Consider the following 22,713-nt stretch of genomic DNA (forward strand, 5'->3'; position numbering starts at 1 on the left):
CATCGTTTATTGCAGTGCAACTGCAAACAATTTAACCCGTATTACGTAAACCAATAGCAATACCTGTAATAGTCACCATCATTGCCATTTCTAGGGTCGCGGTGTCATTGTCATTGTAGTCAGAAGAACCTTCTTTACGAATTCTCTCCAACAGTTCTATTTGTAAATAATGCAATGGTTCAAGGTATCCACCACGAATTTCCATTGATAACTTGCCATGGGGGTCATCTTCCATCATGTCGGTGTGATCAAGAATACGCAAAATTGATGCGATACTTTCTTTAAGTTCTGCGCGCAAACCTTCGCCGAAATGTTTCAGATTGTCGGGCACTAAACGAGTATCGTAAGCAGCACTGATATGAGGTTCCGCTTTTTTAAAGACCATATCGAGCATCGATAATCTGGAATTAAAGAATGGCCAATTATTGATCATGTCCTGGACAACTTCTTCATTGCCTTCGCTAATAACACTTTCAACAGCTTTCATCACACCTAGCCAAGACGGCAATACCATGCGCGTTTGTGCCCATGCAAATATCCATGGAATAGCACGCAAGCTTTCAATGCCACCATTTGGATTACGTTTTGCTGGGCGGCTTCCCAATGGCAACTTACCCAGTTCTTGTTCCGGAGTAGCAGCACGGAAGTAGGGAACAAATTCAGGATCTTCCCTTACAACGCCACGGTAATTGTCACGTGCTTTTGCAGCCATTTTGGTGATAGTTTCACGCCACACAGGCTTAGGAGCAGGTGGTGGAGATAACATCGCTTCAACAACAGCAGCAGCATAAATGGATAAACTACGTTTTGCTAGTTGCGGCATACCAAATTTATAGCGAATAGTTTCACCTTGCTCTGTCACTCTGAAACCGCCGGTTAATGAACCCGGAGGTTGCGAGTGAATAGCAGCCTTTGCTGGTAAACCACCGCGACCGATAGTGCCACCACGACCGTGAAACAAAGTTAAAATGACTGACTTTTCTTCGGCCAATGCCACCAAAGCTTCTTGTGATTCGTATTGCGCCCAGCCCGCAGCTAGTGAGCCTGCGTCTTTAGCTGAATCAGAATACCCAATCATCACAAACTGGCGGCCCTTGATGTAGCCTCTATACCAATCTATTTCAAGTAGATTGCGCATTACTTTTGGTGAGTTGTTTAAGTCATCAAGAGTTTCAAATAGCGGTGCGACTGGCATTGGCCAGCTCACTCCTGCTTCTTTCAATAACAACTGCACAGCCATGACATCAGAAGCTTCTCGTGCCATCGATATAATATAAATACCAAAGCTTTGTTGACTGTGGCGAGAAATAACGTCGCAAGTATCCATTACTTCTTGTACGTCTTCGCTGGGTTTCCAATTTCTTGGGATCAGTGGACGTTTAGAGCTAAGTTCACGCAGTAAAAATGCTTGCTTATCTTCTTCACTCCATTGAGCATAATCACCTAGTCCGAGATAGCGTGTTAGTTCGCTGAATACATCCGCGTGGCGATCTGAATCTTGACGAATATCGAGTTTTAATAAATTCACGCCAAAGCTGTGTACTCGGCGAATAGTGTCTTTCAGCGCGCCTTCTGCAATCACGCCCATACCGCATTTATGCAATGATTCATAACAGGCCAATAGCGGTATTAATAACTCGTCGTTATCGAATACCCATTCTTCTATAGGGAGGAGGTTACTACTGGTTTTTTCTAATTTGTTGCCAATATTTCTAAGTGCCGCTCGGTAGGGTTCTTTTGCATCGCCAACCATCTCGCGCAGTTTGTCATTACAGTCATTCATGGATAGTTCTATATACAACTGGTCCATATCTAATGAGAACAACTTGGCAGCTCGACGTCGAGCAAGCATAAGAACTTCTTCGGTCACTTTTGATGTGACAAAAGGATTACCGTCGCGATCACCACCCATCCAAGAGCTAAATTGAACCGCTTTAGCATCTAATGGCAAGGTAATATCGAATTCGGACTGAAGATACTCTTCTAATTCGCGCAAAAATTCTGGTACCGCTTCCCAAAGTGAGTTTTCTATAACAGAAAATCCCCAACGGGCTTCATCGACCGGCGTTGGCCGCACTGAGCGAATTTCTTCGGTGTGCCATGCTTGACTTATCAATGCGGCAATGCGGGTTTTAATTCTCTGACGCGCTCTGTCGCTCAAATCACTTACATGAAGTGCTTCTAATTGGGCCGCTAATTGCCTGTGTTTATGGATCAGAGTCCGGCGTGTTACTTCGGTAGGGTGAGCGGTTAGAACTAAATCAATATTTAGATTTTTAATAGCGGCGAGCACTTTTTCCTTATTCGCACCCATGGTCTTAATTTTTTCGAGTGACTTAGCCAACGATTCATCTCGCTGATTAGCACTATTGTATTCTTGTTCTGCAATATTTGCTAAGTTCAAAAACTGAGCAAACGCTCGGCCAATGGTCAATAAAGATTGGTTGTCTAAACTTGAAAACAAGGCGGTAAGGTTGTCTGTGCTTTGGGTAACATCAGCATATGAGTCGCGACCATCCAGTCTGATTTGCTCGATTTTTTGTAACCATTCGCGGCCTAATTCAGCTTCAATAGTTTCGCCAAGTGTTGCACCCAAATAACGTACAGTATCTTTTAATTGTGCGTCGAACGAATCATTCATATTTCCTGTTTTCCTTAAATAAAAACCCATGATCACAAGATACTTCTCATTGTGTCTAAAGTCTAATTCTAAGATTTATAAGTTAATGCTTGTTGGCATAAGCGGCGAATTTTAAAGTTTTATAGAATGTGTTAGCATGCACTCGAAATATGCATATACAATTCCTATCATAAAATTACTATTTTGGAGACCCTGTGTCAGATAAGTATTCAACAGTAGAATCACAAGCAAGTTACGGTATTGGTTATCAAATGGGTGAGCAACTTGCCTCAAACCCGTTCGACGGACTAGATGTAGAAACAGTATTAACCGGTTTAACTGACGGCTTTAACCGTGCCCAGTCGCAAGTAGATAACAACGATTTACGTGCGGCATTCACCGAAATTCACGAACGCATGCAAGCGGCTAAACAAGAACAATTTGCTGGCGCCGTTGAAGAAGGCATTAAGTTCTTAGAAGAGAATGCCCAGCGCGAAGACGTCGTCACCACTGAATCTGGTTTGCAATACGAAGTGTTAACTGCAGGTAATGGCGACATGCCTACTGCAGCATCTACAGTCCGCACTCACTATCATGGTACGCTTATTAACGGCGACGTTTTTGATAGTTCATATGACCGTGGCCAACCAGCTGAATTTCCAGTAGGTGGCGTTATCAAAGGTTGGACTGAAGCACTAACAATGATGCCAGTTGGTTCAAAATGGCGTTTATATGTACCTCATGATCTAGCTTACGGTGAGCAAGGTGCTGGTGGTGCAATAGGTCCATTTAGCACATTAGTGTTTGATATTGAATTATTGGATATTATTGCGTAGTCATTATTGACTAATGACGGCTTGCGTGTTCAATAGCGTGATTTAGTAGATAATAAGTTATACCAAACAAAAGGAAGCAATTTTGCTTCCTTTTTTTATACAACCAGAAGTTGTAGGTTGACGAAGCTCTAATCATCGATCATCTTCTTAGAATACATATCAATTGCTGCACTGGACTTGTGTAAATCAATCAACAATGCTCATCTCTTGTAACGGCCTCTCTAGTTTCTTTATAGTTTATTGTTATTAATTAGAACACTATCGAAAAAAGGGGTTTTCATCGATTTTGTAGATTAAACGGGTTTTATATGTTTAAAGTTGTCTTAAATTCATCCGATAATAACGAAATATAGTTTGATATCTAGCTATTTTTTATAGAGAAATGTGATATAAACGGTGAGTCTAGCCATTTAAAAGCACTTAAATTTGCTTTTTGCACCCAAAATAGTGCACAATATAGTTAGATTTCTAATTACTTGAGTTCGATTTAAATATTATGGTTACGAAAAATGGTCACAACACAACGATGACCCATTTCAAAAAGGGCAGCAATTCTGTTCAACCTGTACATATGCATTCCCCTGCATTTGGCGGCGCACACTTCCCAACGTGACTGCTTAAAAGCACGATGCCCTAATCCCTATGGCATCTAAAACCACATTAAGTTCTATCTAGCTTATTGGATTAGTCCAATAGCTTTAGCCGCAGCGTCGACTTGAGCGAACTCGGTTATTATTTTCGCAACGTAGCAGCATAGATAACGTGAGTGCTGCTCTATAAAAAAAGAGTTACTAATTTTGGAAACACAAGAAAGTTTAGTTAGTTGGAAGCGGATCGTTATAAAGGTTGGAAGTGCATTAATTGCGCCCAACCAAAACGGTTGCAGTAGTCATTATTTATTAGGCATTGCCCAATTTGTAGTGCGCTGCAAGGCAATGGGAATTGAAGTGGTATTGGTATCATCAGGCTCAGTGGCCGCAGGCGCGCATTTATTCAATGCACAAGAAGAAAACACCAAGCCGTCGATCGCTGTGAAAAAAGCAATGGCAGCAGCTGGTCAAATGGAAATGATGGCAACGTGGGACAGATTATTTGACTTCCCAACAGCTCAAATCTTGGTTACCCATGGTGATCTAAGAGATCGAGAGCGTTATGTCAGCATTAAAGAGACGATTTTCAGTTTGCTTGAAAACGGCATATTGCCCATCTTAAATGAAAACGACACAGTAACGACCGACAAACTAAAGGTTGGCGACAATGATAACTTATCCGCGATGGTAGCAGCAGCAGCAGACGCAGACACGCTTATTATTTGTTCTGATGTCGATGGCCTTTACGATAGTAATCCACATGAGAATCCCGACGCTAAATTAATCGCAAGTGTTCCAGATATCACTGACGAAATTTTTTCAATGGCGGGCGGCGCAACAAGTGCCGTGGGCACGGGTGGCATGAAAACTAAAATACAAGCAGCTGAGAAAGCCGTTGCTCACGGTATTGACACCTACGTTGTTAACGGTTTTACCGTGCAAACATTTAATACATTGCTAAATGGTAAAAATCCAGGGACTCACTTTTCACCAGATAAAAAGCCCATGAATGACCATTTACATTGGATGACACATACATCCACCGCACAAGGTGAACTGGTCGTTGAAAACGACTTTAATGCGGAACTCGACGGTGACAGTGAACAACTTACTAGCAGCGAAATAATTGCTGTGAATGGCGACTTTGCGGTCGGTGACACTATTTTGGTGAGAAAAGACGACGGCACTAGACTTGCAAAAGCAAAGTCAAATTATAGTAGTTGTTTATTGAGTTTTATTACCGAACAAGATGATCAAGATTTTGCCAATAAGTTTCAAGACACCACTGGCCCAATAATATCCGACAGCAACATAGCCCTATTGGAGGACGAATGAGTTTAATTAAAGAGTTATCACAGAAAGCAGCGCAAGCAGCACAAATTCTCTCAGTTTTAGACGAGATAGTTAAAAACGCAGTACTCCTTGATATGGCTAAATCGTTGCGCGATAATACAACAGGGATCATTGAGGAGAACGGCAAGGACTTGGTTAATGCTAAAAATAACAGCTTGTCAGATGCCATGATAGATAGGCTCACTTTGGATCAAGAGCGTATTGAAGCAATGGCTGAAGGACTCGAAACAGTGGCAATATTGCCTGATCCTGTTGGCGTTGAAAGAGATTTAGGTACTCGCCCTAATGGTTTACAAATTAGAAAAATGAGAGTGCCATTAGGCGTGGTTTGTATGATTTTTGAAGCACGTCCAAACGTGACAGCAGATGCAGCCGGTTTGTGTTTTAAATCAGGTAACGCGGCTATTTTGCGTGGTGGTAAAGAAGCGTTGGCTTCAAGCTTATACATTGCTAATATTTTGCAGAATGTACTTCAAAAACATGACTTACCTAGAGAGCTAATCTCGGTCGTGCCGAACGCTGACAGAGCTCTGATGCAAGAACTTATGGAACAAAAAGACTATATTGATGTAATTATACCGCGCGGTGGTGAAGGTCTAATTAATTACGTTACTGAAAACAGTAAAATACCCGTTATTCAGCATTTTAAAGGTGTATGCCATTTGTACATAGACAAAGATGCTGACATTGAAACGGCTATTAATTTATTGGTAAATGGTAAAACTCAGAGAACCGGTGTATGCAATGCACTTGAGGGTCTACTGGTACATGAAGACATTGCTAAAGAGTTTTTGAGTATTGCGGGTGCCATTCTAGAAGAGCATTCTGTAAAAGTGAATAGCTGTGAAAACTCAAGTAAGTACTTCAACAACGCAACGGTAATTAAAACCGATGGTTTTGGTGAAGAGTATCTTGATTTAGAAATAGCCGTGCGTATTGTGCCTTCTGTAGAAGCTGCTATGGAACACATTGCACGTTTTGGTAGTAATCATACGGAAGTGATTTGCACTAAAAACGAACTTACAGCTAAACGCTTTCAACGTACCGTTGATTCGTCGGTGGTCATGGTGAATGCATCATCACGTTTTTCTGATGGCAGCCAACTTGGTTTAGGTGCTGAAATTGGTATAGCGACTACTAAGTTGCATGCCTACGGACCAATGGGCTTGGAATCATTAACCACTGAGAAGTATTTGGTTAATGGTATAGGACAGGTTAGGGCGTAGCGTTTTTGTAATTGATTCGAGAGGGGCCAGTTTTACTAGCCCTTTTTTTATGTCTTTAGATTAATCCTAATGAAAGCGTCTACATTAATTAAGTCACTGTGCGATGATATTGATGTTAATTATTCAACTGTTATTTGTACACCAAGTGAATATTGTTATACTTATTCCTTTGAATACTACCAAGCCGACTATGACCTACGGAATAGATGATAATATTCGACACATAAAGCAACCGATAGCTATTTCTAACTGGCTACATTTTGTTGCCTTTCTTGTTTTCATTATGGTCGTTGTTGGCGGTATTACGCGACTTACCGAATCAGGGCTTTCAATTACAGAGTGGAAGCTCATAACAGGTGCTTTGCTACCCCTGAGTGAAGCGGCATGGTTATCAGAGTTCGAGAAGTATAAACAGATCCCGGAATACATCCAGATAAACGGCCCCGCAGGCATGACCTTGGTAGATTTTAAGTTCATCTATTTTTGGGAATGGATCCATCGCCTCTGGGGGCGACTGATTGGTCTTGCTTTTGCTCTGCCATTTGCTTGGTTTGCATTCAAACGTGCGATACCACAAGGCTATGGCTTGCGACTGACTATACTGCTAGTGTTAGGAGGCATGCAGGGAGTGATTGGTTGGTGGATGGTGACGTCCGGTTTGACGCAGCGTACAGATGTTAGCCATTTTCGTTTAGCGACACATTTGCTGACAGCACTTCTTATTTTAGGCGCGCTTTTCTGGACGGCTTTGGATCTTCGTCAACTTGCTAGCGGTCAAAGTAGAAAATCAAAACTGACTATTTTCGGTCTACTGGTTTTTGTTATTTTGTTTGTGCAATTGTTATTTGGGGCTTATACGGCAGGCTTAAATGCAGGCTATGTTTCTAACACATGGCCCCTGATGTATGGTTCTCTTATACCGTCAGTAATAGATTGGAGTGGTAATCTGTGGACACAGCTTAATAATGATCCCATTGTAATCCACTTTATTCACCGTTCATGGGCTTGGGTGACGGTTACTTTTCTGATTGTTTTAGCGTGGCGCATACGCGTGCAGTCTGCAAAAGCATCGATAGCAATCCATAGTGCATATATTGCTCAGATGTTGTTAGGTATTGCGACTGTATTGACTGGCGTAAATATATATTTTGCGGTTCTGCATCAAGCGGTGGGGGCTTTAGTCGTGATCTCGACAACATGGGGGGTGCATCTATTAGGTCGCTATACGGCTGATGTCTGCAGAGCAGGCGGCGAGCAGGCCGCCCGCGTTCCCGTGGCCCTAGCCGAATAGTTTTGTAAAAATCACGACGAGCAACTATAGTGCGACAATCCACCAAGCGCAAAAAACTCAGCAGGTTTTAGCCGATAGTATTTCTCCTCTATGTCTTTGGATTGCTCGGCGTATGGCTGTGTCATAACTTCTTGGAGTTCTCTAACTAGCGCGTAATTCCCTTTACTCGCTTGCTGATATGCAGGCACAACAAACCACTCTCTCAAACTGTATTTTGGGTTAACCAGTTTCATCTTCCTTGAGAGCTCCTCGCGAGAGTGATGTGAGGCAGTATTGGTGCCGCTGACGAGTGATTTCCATGTTGCCAGCCATTGCGACCAGTGTCTTTCAATTTCTTCAGAGTGCCTGTAGAAACTTTTTTTAAGTGGACCAATATCGTCAGGTACTGTTGAAAGCTCGCGGAAGAAGATGGTGTAATCGACAGGCGTTTGCGCCATCAGCGTTTCCAGCTCATTGAACAGCGCTGAGTCAAAAGTTTCAAGTCCGAGTTTAGCAGCCCACATCTTCTCGATGTGTGCCTGCATCACTGTTGAAAAGCCGCTTTGAATCTCATCGAGCTGTTGCTGATAGTTTTCATGCGATGCTAGCAAGGGCTGCAATGCTGCACAAAACATATCGAAGTTGCGCTGCGCTGCTACTGGCTGGTTGAGGAATGAGTAATGCTGTCCGCCCCCTGTCCATGACTGATATTGCGGATTGAACACATCAATGAAACCGAATGGACCGTAATCTAGTGTGAAGCCACCGGCCGCGCAGTTGTCGCTGTTGAAGTTGCCTTGGCAGAAACCGACTCGGACCCAGTTGGCTACGAGCCTTGTGAGACGACTGCGGAACTGGTTCGCCAGTGACACCACTTTTTCTGCGGTAGTTAGATTGTGGTCGATGGCGTCGCTGTATTCACGATCAATCAAGTGCAACACAATCTTCTCGAGCTCTTCCATCGCTTTGGGATGTTTATTCTTGCGAGCACGGCGACCGAAGAGCTCCAGTTGACCTACTCGAATAAATGAAGGTGCAACACGCGTCGATATAGCGACAGGCTCCAATATAAGCATGTCAGGATCTATAGAGCGCGAGCCTTCTGAGTACCACGGCCGCTTGACCTTCTCTGTTTTGGAAACGTACAAGCTTAGAGATCGCGAGGTTGGTACTGCAAGCGAATGCATGTGCTCTTGGGCTAGAAACTCCCTGATACTAGACCGAAGCACTGCGCGACCATCCGCGCCGCGGCAATATGGTGTGCGGCCAGCCCCTTTTAGCTGCATTTCCCAGCGTTGATTTTTGATGACGGCTTCAAGTACGGAAATTGCGCGACCGTCTCCATAGCCGTTGCCGGTTTGGAATGGACATTGCTGAACGTACTCTGTGCCGTAGATGGAAAGTGCGTACCCACTCGCCCAACCGACTTTGCGTATAGGCTGTGGAGCGTCCGAAGTATCGCCGGAGAACATCCGCACGAAGTCGGTCGATTGCGCCATGCTGTCGGCGAAGCCAAGTTCGCGAAAAAGGTCTTTGCTGTGAGCGATATACTCGGGTTCATCAATTGGGGTGGGTTTGACTGGAACATAATGGCCAGTGAAGACTTGTCGTGGTTCATGGTCAACACCGCTTGCTTTCGCATCTGGGTCGCAGTTGAGAGTGTCCATGAGCGAGTAGTTTGCGAGCTTTGCAAGATCGTCAAGCGTCACGACATTGTCCGTTGTGGGCTGATGCCGACTTTTTTCCTTTACGTTCACTTTTTAATTCTCCAAAATTATTTGATGCTGATTGCGCTCAGGCTTACTCTTACATCTACTTCCAGCATAACGCTTTCTCACCCCTATTTAAACCGGGTCCTACAATCAGTTCGATAGCTTATAAGTCATTATAGCCAGCACCTATTGAATAGATCAGATATACGTACTATTCTCTTTATCCTATATGTGCATTAATCTGCGCACCATGAATTTAGCTACGCACACGGGTTATCGCTAATTAATATGAAAACTCTTCTAAACAAACAAGTAAAAATTACTGAAGCGGCATTAAGAACGATTGCTCACATGCCAACTAAAAGTCTATCGATGTTAATGGATGATGATGTTGCGAAAAGGCTTAGTGATAATGACTATATGCGCATTGCCGTATTACTTGCGCAAAAAAGTTACGACGAAAGTGGCTGCCCAATCGGTGCAGTGATAGTGGATAATTCGACAAAAAAAATTGTTGGAAAGGGACATAACACCCTCGTTCAAGAAGATCATCCTTATAATCATGGTGAAACGGCTGCTATTCGTGATGCTGGTCGAATCGACTTTAGTAACACGACTATCTATAGCAGCCTCAGCCCCTGCGCGGTATGTGCTTCGCTTCTATACATGAGAGGCTTCAGTCGCGTAGTAGTGGGCGATGTGACTAACGCACAAGGTAGCGAAGCGTTTTTACGGGAAAAGGGCGTACAGGTTGATATTAAAGAAGACCAGAAAGGTATTGAACTTTATGCACGCTTTCGCAAAGAGAAACCCGATCAAGATTTAGAAGATTGGAGAGGATTAAGCGCCGTGTTGAACAAGACGTGTCTTTAGAAACGGTAAACGGGTATAGAGAATATCATGTCTGTTAATACTATAAGCCAAAATAAACAACGGCAATCTTTCCACGATTTCGATGAAATCTGGCTTTTTGGCTATGGCTCGCTGATTTATAAAGTGGACTTTCCATTTATTGAAAAAGCCCCAGCTAGCATTATAGGTTGGCAACGTCGATTCTGGCAAGGTAGCGACGATCATCGCGGCACACCGCAACGACCGGGGCGCGTTGTTACCTTGATCCAATCAGCATTGGATGAATGTTCGGGAATGGCTTATAAGGTCACCCAAGATGTTTTTGAACATCTCGATTATCGGGAAAAAAATGGCTATTTACGTTACGAGGTAGATATTTATTTCAAGGGACTTAAATCTGAAAATATCAAGAATGCTGAATATAAAAAAGGAGTAGTCTATATTGCGCATGAAGATAATGCTGCTTTTTTAGGGGATGCATCAGAACACGAAATCGCCCTCCAAATTCATCGTTGTTCAGGCCCGAGCGGGCACAACCGAGATTATGTATTCCAATTAGCTGAGGCATTGCAAGCTTTAGGGGATAAAGACGAGCATGTAATTTCGATTGAGCGTATTTTGAAACAACTGAATCGAAGTGTTTGAAAATTAGATTGTCCGTATTGTGCGTTTAATTTATGCACTATCTTTAATTTAAAACAATGAGTGATAACGTCGCTTATTGAGCTTGGCCGTGTTAGAACTAAGTTGAATGCTAGGCTGCATTAGCTTTGGCTACATTTTTAGCATAGACTTGGTGACGTGGACCATTTTCTGCAAATGACTTTACTATAGAGTCGACCACTGTGAGAGAAAATCACTTTCAGTTACGAGTTCTGTTATCAGTTTCGCGCTTTGTAAGTTTCGTCTTTTTTAACCCAGAAGCGAATTATCTATATAGCTGTGAAAGGCTGCGGGGCTTGTTTTTTTAACAGCCAGACACATTAGCTGTTGACGACCAATCAGTCGTCAACAAATTGTAAACAATTAGGCAGATTTTTTACGACTTGCAAGACCTAAGCCCAGAAGACCAAGACCTAACAATGCGATTGAAGAAGGGTTAGAAACGCTTGTTGGTGTTCCTCTTAGTACCACATTATCAATGTAAGCAGATTCATTGTATCGACTAACATTCGTCCAAAAAGAAATCTGTAGGTTAGCTAAGTTACTAGCACCTAATATTGCACCGAGGGATACTGATGCGAAACTAGACCCACCCAAATTTGTTGACCAAATATCGTCCCAACCAGAGCCATCATTCCAACTAACATGCAAGGTATCTGTCCATTCAGTATTCATAGAAGCTGCCCATTCAAAGTCTAAGTAGATATCATCATATCCAATTGTTGAAGCATTGTTTGAAGCAGCGGCATCGACCCAACTCAACCATATGGTATCTCTCAATCGGAGAACGCCACTGCGAATGGCAACATCATTATTATCATCCTCATATTCAGACCAACCGTTACCGACATTATTGCTATTATTACGGTCAAAGTTATCGGAAAAAATGACACTCGCTGACGCACTGCTACACACACATAAAAATACAGCAATCGCACTAATATTTTTCAAAAATTTCATTTTATTAATACCTTTATTTTTTATTTATTTTTTTAGCAAATCAAAGCTTAGCCATCAAATATTAAAGTGAATGACAAACTTGGGCTATGAATTACAAACATTGGAAATAGCATGGTAAATAATCAACAATTTTGTCTCTAAATCACTTACTACAATCCATACAGCAAAAAACGAGCCATATATTTTTTACTATATTTTACAGGTACTTAAATAGTATTTTCAGAATTTAAACTTTTAAATAAAAAAAGTGTAAAAAAAGCTGACAAGTTTTATACATGAAAGTTGTAGTGACTACCTATTATAAATATTTTACTAATCAAGATATTAAGAAGTGTGATCTACAAAAGCGATGGCTACAAAAAGGCGACCGTACGTCTAAATTTTGCAAGTAACTTAGCTGTTACATTTAGTTGGGGTATTCGTCAACTAAATCCACTTTGGGACTAAATAATTGGTTATAGGTAAGGCACTTAAACTGCAATTAGATAGCGCTGTCATTTCAGTTTTTGTTGAAGATGTTTTTGAATTCTAAAACCATTTTCCTAGATGTATTAAAAAAGAATATCACTAGCATCAATGTGTATGTAATCCCTCCAATGAATATATTGAAAAGTAATTCTAGGGGCAGACTTGATGTTAATAATTGAAGATTGCTAGCAGTTAGTTTTATACACATAAACATGACACAGGAGGAAATCGCTGCTGGAGCAATTATTTTTATCATCATACTCAACTTAATATTTATATGCCGCTGGGCTACGCCAACCTTTAAGGGTACGGTCAAGTAGCTAGCAATTGTAATGCTAATTAGCATCACTTCCACGCCAAACCACACTGTTGCTATACCCACTATCAAAATGCTCGAAACATTGATCAAATTTAATCTCAGCGCTGCTTTTGTTTGCGCAATCGAGATGAGTAAATTGGGTAAAAACCAAACTAGCACATTGGCTAATATTATCGATGTTGTTATTGTTAATAAGCTTGCACTGGGCAAGAATTTCTCTCCAAAAGCAAGCTCAATAAATTGCGGAGCAATAGCCCCTAATCCTAAAAATGCAGGTAAGACAAAAATGGAAGTGACGCCCAATATTTTGTAGAAAGCGTCGATTCTGGTTTCTTCATCAACTCTGGATAGCACCGGAACCACCATTTTATTAATGGGTGATATGCTTGATTGTGATAACACTTCATAACCTTTGCTAGCAACCGAGATTAACGCAAAGTCGACCGTGCCCAAAATAAAACCTGTATACAAGTTGGCTGCTTTTTTGTTTAAGTAATTCAACACTGCAATCCACATTAACGGTAGACAAAATGCATATAATTCTAAGGTATGCTCTCTTTTAATTGTCAATGTTGGCCTAAAGTGGGCGAATACAAAAAAGCCAAACAAGGTCATTAAACTCTGCCATAAGCGAGCAATAACTAGAGACCAAATGCCAAAGCCGGTAAATGCCAAAACAATGGCTAATAAACCGCTGAAAATTGAGGATGTCGCTCGGATTACGGTAATTCGTTTGTTTCTAAACTCTCTTTCTAATTTAGCCGCAAAAACCGATTGAAGACCAACCAAAAAAGGAACTATCGATAATGTAAGTAAAATATAAAATGCAGTTTCAGAATGCAAGTACAGTCCCAGTGGAGCCCCCACAAGACCAACTAGGAGACTAATAAAAAGAGACAACAGACCAATAAAAACGAATGTGCTTGAAGCGAATGTATTATCCCATTTATATCTTTGTATCAGATTTTGATTTACGCCAACATTTGTAAAAATATTTGCAAGCTCAATGACTAACAAACATAAAGCTAACAAGCCAAAATCTTCTATCGACAACAGTCGAGCAAGTATTGCAAACACCGCAAAGTCTACGATATTAGCTGCAAAGGTAGTTAGAAAGTTCCATATTGAACCGCTTGCTGTCTTTCTTTTTAATGACACTAATTGACCTTTATGATGAATTTACTAATTTTTTTTTCAATGCTATAAACGTTGCTAGAAAGCCGGCTAATTTAATTGATGCAAAGAGCCATTGCAGTTTATTTTGCTTTTTAACGATAAAACTCAATAGCTGATCCGCAACGCGTTGACGAAAGTTACTTTCTCCTAACCATTCTCTATGCTTGTATGCCGAGGCCAATCGAATTCTCGAATCAGTAAAGGTCATTGTTTTTGCTTTTGACGTTATACCATCTGCTAGGTCTTTTCTATATTGAAAAAGTGGCATAGGAATATTTACAAACCGTCGTTTTTGTTGGGTAATTCTTACAAATAAATCCCAGTCTTGACCGTTGTTTAAATTATTATCAAATTGTATTTCAAGCAAAATATCTCTCAACGCACTAAAACCGCTCATGCCACAAAAAGTGTTCCCCTTGCGAAGCTCATCTTCGGTGACTTTTATTTGTAAATTAATTTGCTGTTTCGATGGATTACCAAGCACGCTGTAACCGCAAAGAACGGCCTCCGCATTATTCAGGTATTCGGTGTAATGTTGTTTTAAGAAGGTTTCATTCCAAATGTCGTCATCGTCCAAAAACGCAAGGACCTTGCCGCTGGATAGCTCTATTCCCTTATTCCTGGATGAGTTTGCGCCGCAACGTTGTTCAGAACGATGATATATAATACGTTCATCGCTAAAACTTTGTAAGGTAGACTGATAGTTAGCTTTGGAGCAATCGTCGATAATAATTATTTCGGCGGGCTGATGTATTTGCCTCAAAACGCTGTGCACAGCCAGCTTTAAATAGTCAGGCCTTTCACAGCTAATGATAACTACTGAAATACTAATATTTTCTTGAACTTCACTAAGACAGGTAGACATGAACATCTGAAAGTGTTGTAAGATTTATGTGCTCATAATATCAGATTGTTATTTATAGTAATATCAAAAATGACTGGGTAGTTATCGTTGATGTTATGACCGAGCAGCATTTCGAATTAAGGTTGTTGTCAATATAAGCTTGCTTGACGCTTCTATATTGGTGGCCATGCTAACTAAAAAATTAACTAGTAGCGGGGATTAGGCTATCGATAAAATGCTTTTCCAACTATTAACGAGTTGTTGTTTTCCATAATTCTTGAGAACGATTTTTAGTACTTCCTCGCGCAGGATTTTCCTGCTTTGCAACCACTCAACACTAAGTGTTTTTGGGTTAAATATATGCGTAAACGGAAATTGCTTTGTTTTATGTCTAGCGAACACACTGTCGAAGCAAATAATATTACAACCCAGGCTTATCCCATGGTAAAAAGACCCTGAACTAATCATAGACCCATCAGCATGAGGTAAAAGTACGAAATCACTATTTTTTAAATTAGTGTTGAGTTCTGCATCACTAATAAGTTCGTTTTTCCAATCAACCTTGAGTTTTCTATTTTCGATGATACTTGTTAATTGCTGCTCATAAGACGCAGATTGTACCTTGCCTCGGATCTTCAATGGTAAATTGGTTGGCCAATGTGCCAATGCAATATGAAGGTTCTTATAAGGCTTAATGGCTCCAAAAAAGAGCACTGTAGGCGGTTTATCAGGCTCTGTTGACAGCGCTATATTTTGCGTTATATCTGCGTCTTCAACGTATAGAGGATGTTTTAACGTTTTTGCACCGTAGTATTCCTCTAATCCAATTGGCTTGATATTTAATATCTGAAACCAGACACAAGTTAATCGATGACAAATAGCGTAACCAGAAGCATTATGGGGCTTTAAATTATGTTTTATCCAAACCACCTTTTTTGACACAATTTTTGACACAAGAATTAATCCCAAAAATCCAAAGAAAACCGCATATGCTTTTAAGAACGAATAAGAACGTCGATATTTTTGGTCCTCAACCCAGTTGAGTACAGTGATATTATTACGTCGATTAGATAAAGCACGCAGTGACATTAAGGTCGTTACTCTGCAAATGCGAAAACCTAAATCTCGAAGCGCATTTTGGTTTTTCCCAATAAATTGATTATCGTGCTCGAACGGGTAAAAATAGGCCGTTAATTTACTATTCATTGCACTTCTCTAGTAAGAGTTTTGTATTTTTTGCAATGTTTGACCAATTGTACTTTCTCACAATAAGGTCGCTATCTATTGTTGCGGGTTCGGGGGAATTTAGCAATCTCGCTAACTCATGTGTATTTCCAATTTCAAAATAATTGTCGGTATGTAAACCGATATCAAGATGCGGTGAAATATTACTAAGCAAAATAGGCACACTTAAGCTCAATGCTTCCAAAGCAGCAATCGGCAGGCCTTCATGATAGGATGGAAGAACAAACAACTTCGCCGAATGATAAATGGCGAGTAAATCCTTTCCGGTCCTTCTTCCCGCAAAAATAATTGTTTCGGTAGCCAAATTTAGCAGTTCTTTTGAATATTTATCGTTGAAATCTGCTCCACCTACAATAAGTAATTTCACGTCACTTAGAGCAGCGATAGAAAATGCATCAATTAAATCGTGAACGCCTTTCTCTGGCACAAGTCGACCAACAAAAAGAATATATTTCCCCGCTTCAACGTTTATATCTGAGGGAATACTGATATTGCCTATATCGCAATCTAAAAATAAAAGAGGGCAACCATTGGGAATGAACTTTATTTTATGCGCTTGAGATGGATATTGAGCCTTTAATTTATGAGTTAGCGTTGCTCCCACGACGACAATAACATTGGCATATCGAATGGCTAAATATTCACCAAGAAAAAGTATTCTTTTTGCAAACCAGTTCCATTTCTTTCTATTATAGTCGGCCCCATGATGAGTGACTAAGACTTTTAGGCCAAGTAGCTTGGCAAATGGAGTAAACAGAGCCGGACCAATTCCATGAATATGCAGTACATCGGGTTTGATAATTAATCGGGCATAAAAAATACAAATAAGAGTATGTAGAAACGTTTCTAGTATTTTATTTCTGATAGCAAAAACCGGAATAATGCTCACGTTCTTTTTAAATTTAAACGGTTTCTTAACGTAGGGCGACCTCGCTAATATCACGATATCCTCTACTTCGTTAGATAGTTCTGTATATAGTTGTTCGCAGTGAGTTTCTATTCCGCCCATTATTTCGGGGATCCCTCTGAGTCCTACAGCACACACTTTCAATCTATTCCCCTCGCCTTAGAAAACACGACTTATTCAAATCCTGACACTGTGCAACTGAAACGGCAACTGAAACGGCAACTAAGGCAATAGCGACCATGAATAAAATGTTGGGTTATAAATACGTTAAACACGTTCGACAATTTTTTTCGAAAAAATGACGCTAATTAACATTGCATAGATAATCATTCCCTCTAAGGCCCATAAAGGCATCGTTGCTAAGTTTAGAATTAAAAAACCAATAAGAGAATAAAATATTCTTGAGGAAATTTGTTTATTTCTTAATAAAAAAGCATTTTTTAATAAGAGAATATTAAACAGGATAAAAACACTGGATCCGAGATAGCCATATTCATATAGAAACGAAACAAATGTGTTATGCGCATATTTTTCAAATATACCTTCGTACGACTCGGGACCAAATCCAAAAATATGCGTCCAAGTGTCTGCCTCGAAAAACGCCGACAGATATTGAGACCAAATATAAATTCGCGCAGAAAATAAGTCTTTTTCTATTTCAGTGTAATAAAATGGCGCTTTGATCAAATCTTCAATACTGCCTAAAACAGATCCGATATCGGCAAATCTTTCCTGATTAAATGTGAAGAATAAAGAAAGTAAAAATAACGACGCAAAACCAAATAGAAGAATAAAATACGGACGATATTTTTGTTCTATTTTCGATTCCGCTTTGCTAAAAAAGAAAATAAGTAAAACAGGTAATGCTGCGATGATAGCGGTTCTGTAATTGGTTAACAATATACCGATAGCGCCGATTAGGAATAATAACGTTTGGGATCTGACATCTTGTTTTTTTAACAGGCTTAAAACGACTAAAAATGTGACTAGGATCATAGAAAAAGCGGATTCATGAAAGTAGCCTCCAATATAGCTAAACGCGAGGCCTTCATTATCGGTTGCTTTTCTCGCCCCTAGAAATACCGATGCAATTTGCAATGAAATAGGCAAGAAAAAGGCGATTAACAGTGGTTTAAATGTTGCTGTTATTCCACTTTTATTTAACGCAAGATAAAGACAACAGGTGATCACTAAAAAATAAAGCCATTTGACTAATACGATAATAAAACCTGTCCAGAGCCCATTATATGCGGCGCTTAAAAAAATCGTCGCGAAAAATACGTAAAGTAGCATTAACTGTTTCAGAAACAGCGTTCGCTTAGGGATCAACAAAAGTCCCATTGCAGCGACGAGTATTGAAAAGAAGGCGGTGAGCGAAAATGGCCCGATTACTGGGACATAGGTAAATTCATGAAATGCACCCAAAAAAAACCTTAACCAAAATGCAATTAGTAAGAATTGAACGTACTTGTTTGGCGAATTTTTTATACCTTTCACTAAAATAAAAAACGAAATAACAGTGAGTAATATTTTTGTAATTTCGAATATCATTTAGATTTTACCAAGCGATTGATCTCAGCTATTAAGGTGGCTCTAACGTTGTCAAACGAATACTGTTGGGCCCGAGTCTGCAATGTTTGCCGATAAGCTGCAGTCTTGTCAATTTTTGTCATTAAACGTAAACCACTTTTTACCGCATTTATCGACTTGGGCTTGCAAAGCACTCCATATTTAACAATTTCGGCGTCCATGGTTGTAAAATAAACATCGTCAGCTAATATCTCGGCAGGGCCTGATTCGCAATTCGTCGCAACAATAGGCGTACCCAAGCAAAGCGCTTCTGCAATAGCGTTCGGAAAACCTTCCGCATTTGAGGTAGAAACCATATACGCTGCATTTTTAATATAAGGATAAGGATTTACTTGATAGCCTTTTAGAAAAATTTTATTCGTACAATTCAATGAATCTATTTGCTTTTGAAGTTTCTTTCGCAATGGACCCTCACCCAATATCAATAGAGGGATGTTGATATTGCTCTGGGCATAAGCGTTAATTAATAACTCAAAGTTTTTAACTAAATGTAACCTTCCAATTGCAATAATAAAGCCGTTTTCGGGTATTTCTGCTTCGATCTCTAGGTTTGATTTTTCAATTAATTTGTCTTTATTGTATGCATTCTGCAGTGTTGTACAGCGGTCACTCTGAATGCAAAAGTTAGCAATAAGATCGAGGCGAACGCCCTCAGACACTGCGATTATTCTGCTCGCTCTAGAATAAACAATGCGAACAATTAGTTTACTAAACTTACCTTTTAAAGAATTGCCGAAGTGTTGTGATGTGTTGGATCTCTCGCTGATAATTGCAGGTATATCTAGTTGCCTACCAATAAGGCTGCAAAGCACGTTACTTCTGTTTAAAAAACTAAATATGATGTCTGGCTTATTTGTCATAAGGGTTTTCTTTAGGCAGGTATAGCTTGAGAATAGCTTACCTTTAGAGTCTAACGTCTGCTTATTAACGTAGTTTGGGACAACGTTGGCTTCAGGCAAATCGTCAAGCAATAGCAATGTGACTTTTGAGCGGCTTTGCGTAAAAACCGGCTCCATTTCAGTTAACCAATCACATATCACCTTTTCGGCACCGCCACCTTCGAGTGAATTGATAACGAAAACAATGTGTTGGTTTTTGATTAATTCCATTCTTTTCCGCCACGTCCAAAAATTTTGATATTATTTCCTTCACATTTTCATACTGCAGAGCCCATATCTCACATGTTTACCGCATCGCATAGTTTGTTTTAGATGTAAGAGCATGCTTTTATATTCGCATGTATAGAATAACAGAATACCGTTGATTGAATAATTAAGGTTTAATTATCAGCTGAGACAAATATTCAATAAAAATGAATATAACCCTGAGTGATGTGGATTGCTATATATTGAAATAGTTATATTGGTCGCAAGAGTACAGCATAATTATCAAGGACATTTGTGACGACTAAAAAATATAGTTTGCACTTTTTGTGTCTTATTATCCTACTGTTTCTGTCGGGAGGCTTCGCTGTAGCCGAAATAACCTTTACCGAAAAGTTCTTTAACCTCGTCAAAACTCGCTATAACCAGGACGCAGTGGCAAGAGTGCGCGCTTGGCAACTTATCCTCGAGCAGCAAAAAAACCAGTCTGTAGATAGCCAACTCTACGAAATAAATAGTTTTTTTAATAAAATAGATTTTGTAGACGACAAGCAGCATTGGGGCAAGAATGACTACTGGGCAACACCTATTGAGTTTCTAGGCACCAACGGGGGTGATTGTGAAGACTTCACTATTGCAAAATACTTCAGCTTGATTGAACTGGGTGTGGCAAGTGAAAAACTACGTCTAATGTATGTTACTGCCACAAGACCTCGCCAAGCACATATGGTACTGGCATACTATGAAACACCGGTGTCTGTACCATTGGTTTTGGACAATATAAATAGACGTATATTACCTGCAACACAAAGACGTGATTTAATTCCCATATACAGCTTTAATGGTGATGGCTTGTGGCGCGCAAAATCAAAAGGCCAAGGCAGACAGTTACAATCTAAAAACAACAATAGCTTGTGGCAGGACTTAACTGAACGAATGAAGCAGGGGTATTAGTCGCCTTGCTTATCATTATAATTTTGAAAAAGTTGCACATTTCCCACTGCGCAGCGTGTTTTAAGGAAGGAAGTAACGCATGTCGTTAGCGAAACAATTCGGAATTGGTTTTTTTGTTATACTATTTTTAGTGTTCATAGGCACTCTTTGGGTCAACGTTAATAATACTCGTGACTTTATTCAGCAACAATTAGCGTCGCATGCCCAAGACACAGCGACTTCTTTAGGGTTATCGATTACGCCATATGTTGGTGATGAAGCTAATATCCCTATTATTGAAACCATGACAAATGCTATTTTTGACAGAGGCTACTACCAGTCTATTCGATTGACCGAACCAGGCGGTGTGATTATATTAGATAAAAACAATCCTGAAGCAATGCAATCAGTACCTGAGTGGTTTATTGATATGTTTATAATAAAGGCGCCCGTTGCAGTTACCAATTTGAACACCGGCTGGCAAATTGCTGGAACGCTGCAAGTAACCAGTAACCCCGGCTTCGGATATGAACAATTATGGCGTAATACAGTTGAGACCTTCTGGGTTATAGTCGCGATTTTTATATTAGCTTTGATGTTTGTGTGGGCTATGGTTCGATTGATTACTCGTCCTCTAATTGACGTAGTAACGCAGGTGGAGGCGATAAGTAACAAAAATTTTGGGGTGGTTAAAAACGTACCACATACGCCGGAGCTAAGTATTTGTGTAAATGCGGTCAACCGCATGTCTGAGAAGTTATCCAAAATGTTCACACAGTTAAGTGAGCAATCAGAGAAATACCGTGAGTTTGCGTATTCAGATTCACTAACCAAAGTAGGCAACAGACGGGCTTTTGAACTGTCACTAAGACAAATATTAACGGACTCGGAACAACATTCTCAAGGTTTTTTGTTAATTATTCGTTGCAGTAGCTTGGCCCAAGTCAATAATGGCTTTGGCGCTGAAGTCGGTGACCGCTACTTATTGAGTGTTTGTGATGCTATCAAGAACGTCTCCTCACGATCGTTTTCGCAATTTAATTTATATCGTTTAAATGGTGCTGATTTTTCGTTAGTAGTCGAAGACTGCTCTAAAAAACAGTGCATCGAACTGTTAGAGGCACTGGCAACGCTCTTTTTAAGCCTAGAAAAGACCGAGTACGAGCAAGGAACCGCGCACATCGGTGCGACTGAATTTGTATGTGGTAATGACTTAAAAGCGACAATGGAAAAAGTAGACAGTGCATTGGCTATTGCTAGCACCGCTTCACGTCGTTGGCAGTTGGCGTCAAACCTCAATGTAGTCCAAGGAAATCAGGCATGGCGTGAAAAAATTCAAAAATTAATTGAAATAGGCACTGCTGATTTTGCCAAGCAACCCATTGTTTCAAAAGCCGGTGACGTGTTGTATGAAGAATGGTTCGCGCGCTTGCCGAATCGTTCATCCAGTGAATTGTTGCCGATGGCTCAATTGGTGCCAGCATCAGTAAGACTCGACTATGCTGACAAGCTAGATCAAATGATTTTAACTGCAGCGTTATTAAAAATACCCTCAGCAGAAGGTGCTGTGGGTATTAATATATCTCGAATTTCGATGTTGGATCCTAAATTTCAAGCATGGTTATTGTTGAAACTGCCCCAAAATAGCGACATTTGCGCTAAATTAGTACTCGAAATTCCAGAAAGAGCATTGGTCAATGATGTCAATCAATTATCAGGTTTCGTGAAAAAGCTGAAGCAATTGGGAGTGAAAATTACGGTTGAACGCTTCGGTGCTCAGCTCGCTGGTATAACTCATTTGCGAGATATTCGCCCCGATTACTTAAAACTCGACGGGCGCTTTATTCGACATATTCAAAACGAGCCCGATAACCAATTGTTTGTGCAATCATTAGTTTCTATTGCGCACGGTTTGAACATCAAAATCATTGCAGAAATGGTAGAGAGTATCGAAGAGTCTGACTGGCTGAAAAAAGCAGGAATAGACTATCAACAAGGCTATTTTATTGGCGCACCAAGGGCGAATAATAACTAGAACTAATATTA

17 protein-coding genes are annotated in these 22,713 nt (G+C 40.3%); 8 read left to right on the top strand and 9 right to left on the bottom strand.

Features of this window, described 5'->3' with window-relative positions; genetic code table 11:
* Positions 1–31 precede the first annotated feature (31 nt).
* The gene (gene ppc / locus G399_RS0105865; protein ID WP_006011772.1) at positions 32–2,641 is read right to left on the bottom strand and encodes a phosphoenolpyruvate carboxylase; all 2,610 of its coding nucleotides are present in this window, start codon (positions 2,639–2,641) and stop codon (positions 32–34) included.
* Between the two features lie 194 nt (positions 2,642–2,835).
* On the opposite strand from ppc, the gene bamJ reads away from it, so the two are divergent.
* The 4 genes from bamJ (at position 2,836) to G399_RS0105885 (ending at position 7,916) form a co-directional block, all read left to right on the top strand.
* A complete protein-coding gene (gene bamJ, locus G399_RS0105870) occupies positions 2,836–3,456 on the top strand; it encodes a BamJ family beta-barrel-assembly machinery protein (protein ID WP_006011773.1) in 621 nt (206 codons plus the stop codon).
* Between the two features lie 797 nt (positions 3,457–4,253).
* Positions 4,254–5,381, top strand: a complete 1,128-nt coding sequence (proB, locus tag G399_RS0105875) for a glutamate 5-kinase (protein WP_006011774.1) — start codon at positions 4,254–4,256, stop codon at positions 5,379–5,381.
* Positions 5,378–6,625 carry a glutamate-5-semialdehyde dehydrogenase gene (locus tag G399_RS0105880; protein ID WP_006011775.1) on the top strand — a complete coding sequence of 416 codons (1,248 nt, stop codon included), beginning with the start codon at positions 5,378–5,380 and terminating at the stop codon, positions 6,623–6,625. The genes proB and G399_RS0105880 overlap by 4 nt, the downstream gene beginning before the upstream one ends.
* A gap of 112 nt (positions 6,626–6,737) precedes the next feature.
* The gene (locus G399_RS0105885; RefSeq protein WP_211229855.1) at positions 6,738–7,916 is read left to right on the top strand and encodes a COX15/CtaA family protein; all 1,179 of its coding nucleotides are present in this window, start codon (positions 6,738–6,740) and stop codon (positions 7,914–7,916) included.
* An 11-nt stretch (positions 7,917–7,927) separates the two neighbouring features.
* Here the strand turns inward: G399_RS0105885 and G399_RS0105890 are convergent, their stop codons facing one another.
* Positions 7,928–9,652, bottom strand: coding sequence for a protein adenylyltransferase SelO (locus G399_RS0105890; protein WP_006011780.1), 1,725 nt, complete (start codon positions 9,650–9,652; stop codon positions 7,928–7,930).
* Between the two features lie 243 nt (positions 9,653–9,895).
* Here G399_RS0105890 and G399_RS0105895 point away from each other — a divergent pair, with 243 nt between their 5' ends.
* Both G399_RS0105895 and G399_RS0105900 read left to right on the top strand, forming a co-directional pair.
* Positions 9,896–10,480: a nucleoside deaminase gene (locus tag G399_RS0105895; protein ID WP_006011782.1), complete on the top strand. Its 585-nt coding sequence runs from the start codon at positions 9,896–9,898 to the stop codon at positions 10,478–10,480.
* Between the two features lie 27 nt (positions 10,481–10,507).
* Positions 10,508–11,104: a gamma-glutamylcyclotransferase gene (locus tag G399_RS0105900; RefSeq protein WP_006011783.1), complete on the top strand. Its 597-nt coding sequence runs from the start codon at positions 10,508–10,510 to the stop codon at positions 11,102–11,104.
* A 381-nt stretch (positions 11,105–11,485) separates the two neighbouring features.
* Here the strand turns inward: G399_RS0105900 and G399_RS0105905 are convergent, their stop codons facing one another.
* The 7 genes from G399_RS0105905 to G399_RS0105935 form a co-directional block, all read right to left on the bottom strand.
* Positions 11,486–12,082 carry a hypothetical protein gene (locus G399_RS0105905; RefSeq protein ID WP_006011784.1) on the bottom strand — a complete coding sequence of 199 codons (597 nt, stop codon included), beginning with the start codon at positions 12,080–12,082 and terminating at the stop codon, positions 11,486–11,488.
* Between the two features lie 499 nt (positions 12,083–12,581).
* Positions 12,582–14,027, bottom strand: a complete 1,446-nt coding sequence (locus G399_RS0105910; protein WP_006011788.1) for an oligosaccharide flippase family protein — start codon at positions 14,025–14,027, stop codon at positions 12,582–12,584.
* Positions 14,028–14,037: 10 nt separating this feature from the next.
* The gene (locus G399_RS0105915) at positions 14,038–14,910 is read right to left on the bottom strand and encodes a glycosyltransferase family 2 protein (RefSeq protein WP_006011789.1); all 873 of its coding nucleotides are present in this window, start codon (positions 14,908–14,910) and stop codon (positions 14,038–14,040) included.
* A 198-nt stretch (positions 14,911–15,108) separates the two neighbouring features.
* Positions 15,109–16,095 (bottom strand): glycosyltransferase family protein, encoded by a 987-nt coding sequence (locus G399_RS0105920; protein ID WP_006011790.1) that lies wholly within the window; start codon positions 16,093–16,095, stop codon positions 15,109–15,111.
* Entirely contained in the window at positions 16,088–17,179 is a 1,092-nt protein-coding gene (locus G399_RS0105925; protein WP_342339957.1) for a glycosyltransferase family 4 protein, read from the bottom strand. Before G399_RS0105925 ends, G399_RS0105920 begins: the two co-directional genes overlap by 8 nt.
* A gap of 129 nt (positions 17,180–17,308) precedes the next feature.
* Positions 17,309–18,592 (bottom strand): O-antigen ligase family protein, encoded by a 1,284-nt coding sequence (locus G399_RS20250; protein ID WP_006011792.1) that lies wholly within the window; start codon positions 18,590–18,592, stop codon positions 17,309–17,311.
* On the bottom strand, positions 18,589–19,740 hold the full coding sequence (locus tag G399_RS0105935) for a glycosyltransferase (protein ID WP_006011794.1): 1,152 nt from the start codon (positions 19,738–19,740) through the stop codon (positions 18,589–18,591). The genes G399_RS20250 and G399_RS0105935 overlap by 4 nt, the downstream gene beginning before the upstream one ends.
* 291 nt (positions 19,741–20,031) lie before the next feature.
* On the opposite strand from G399_RS0105935, the gene G399_RS0105940 reads away from it, so the two are divergent.
* Together G399_RS0105940 and G399_RS0105945 are read left to right on the top strand one after the other, a co-directional pair.
* The gene (locus tag G399_RS0105940; protein WP_006011796.1) at positions 20,032–20,688 is read left to right on the top strand and encodes a transglutaminase-like cysteine peptidase; all 657 of its coding nucleotides are present in this window, start codon (positions 20,032–20,034) and stop codon (positions 20,686–20,688) included.
* A gap of 79 nt (positions 20,689–20,767) precedes the next feature.
* Positions 20,768–22,702 (top strand): bifunctional diguanylate cyclase/phosphodiesterase, encoded by a 1,935-nt coding sequence (locus tag G399_RS0105945; protein ID WP_006011797.1) that lies wholly within the window; start codon positions 20,768–20,770, stop codon positions 22,700–22,702.
* The last annotated feature ends 11 nt before the right edge of the window (positions 22,703–22,713 follow it).

This window comes from Brumicola pallidula DSM 14239 = ACAM 615 (genome assembly GCF_000428905.1).
In the GTDB taxonomy this organism is placed as follows: Bacteria; Pseudomonadota; Gammaproteobacteria; order Enterobacterales; family Alteromonadaceae; genus Glaciecola; species Glaciecola pallidula.

Excerpts from the sequence above, each read along its gene's own strand:
- ppc (WP_006011772.1), bottom strand. The coding sequence starts at position 2,641 with ATGAATGATTCGTTCGACGCACAATTAAAAGATACTGTACGTTATTTG.
- G399_RS0105880 (WP_006011775.1), top strand. The coding sequence starts at position 5,378 with ATGAGTTTAATTAAAGAGTTATCACAGAAAGCAGCGCAAGCAGCACAA.
- G399_RS0105885 (WP_211229855.1), top strand. The coding sequence starts at position 6,738 with ATGTTAATTATTCAACTGTTATTTGTACACCAAGTGAATATTGTTATA.
- G399_RS0105895 (WP_006011782.1), top strand. The coding sequence starts at position 9,896 with ATGAAAACTCTTCTAAACAAACAAGTAAAAATTACTGAAGCGGCATTA.
- G399_RS0105900 (WP_006011783.1), top strand. The coding sequence starts at position 10,508 with ATGTCTGTTAATACTATAAGCCAAAATAAACAACGGCAATCTTTCCAC.
- G399_RS0105905 (WP_006011784.1), bottom strand. The coding sequence starts at position 12,082 with ATGAAATTTTTGAAAAATATTAGTGCGATTGCTGTATTTTTATGTGTG.
- G399_RS0105915 (WP_006011789.1), bottom strand. The coding sequence starts at position 14,910 with ATGTCTACCTGTCTTAGTGAAGTTCAAGAAAATATTAGTATTTCAGTA.
- G399_RS0105920 (WP_006011790.1), bottom strand. The coding sequence starts at position 16,095 with ATGAATAGTAAATTAACGGCCTATTTTTACCCGTTCGAGCACGATAAT.
- G399_RS20250 (WP_006011792.1), bottom strand. The coding sequence starts at position 18,592 with ATGATATTCGAAATTACAAAAATATTACTCACTGTTATTTCGTTTTTT.
- G399_RS0105935 (WP_006011794.1), bottom strand. The coding sequence starts at position 19,740 with ATGGAATTAATCAAAAACCAACACATTGTTTTCGTTATCAATTCACTC.
- G399_RS0105945 (WP_006011797.1), top strand. The coding sequence starts at position 20,768 with ATGTCGTTAGCGAAACAATTCGGAATTGGTTTTTTTGTTATACTATTT.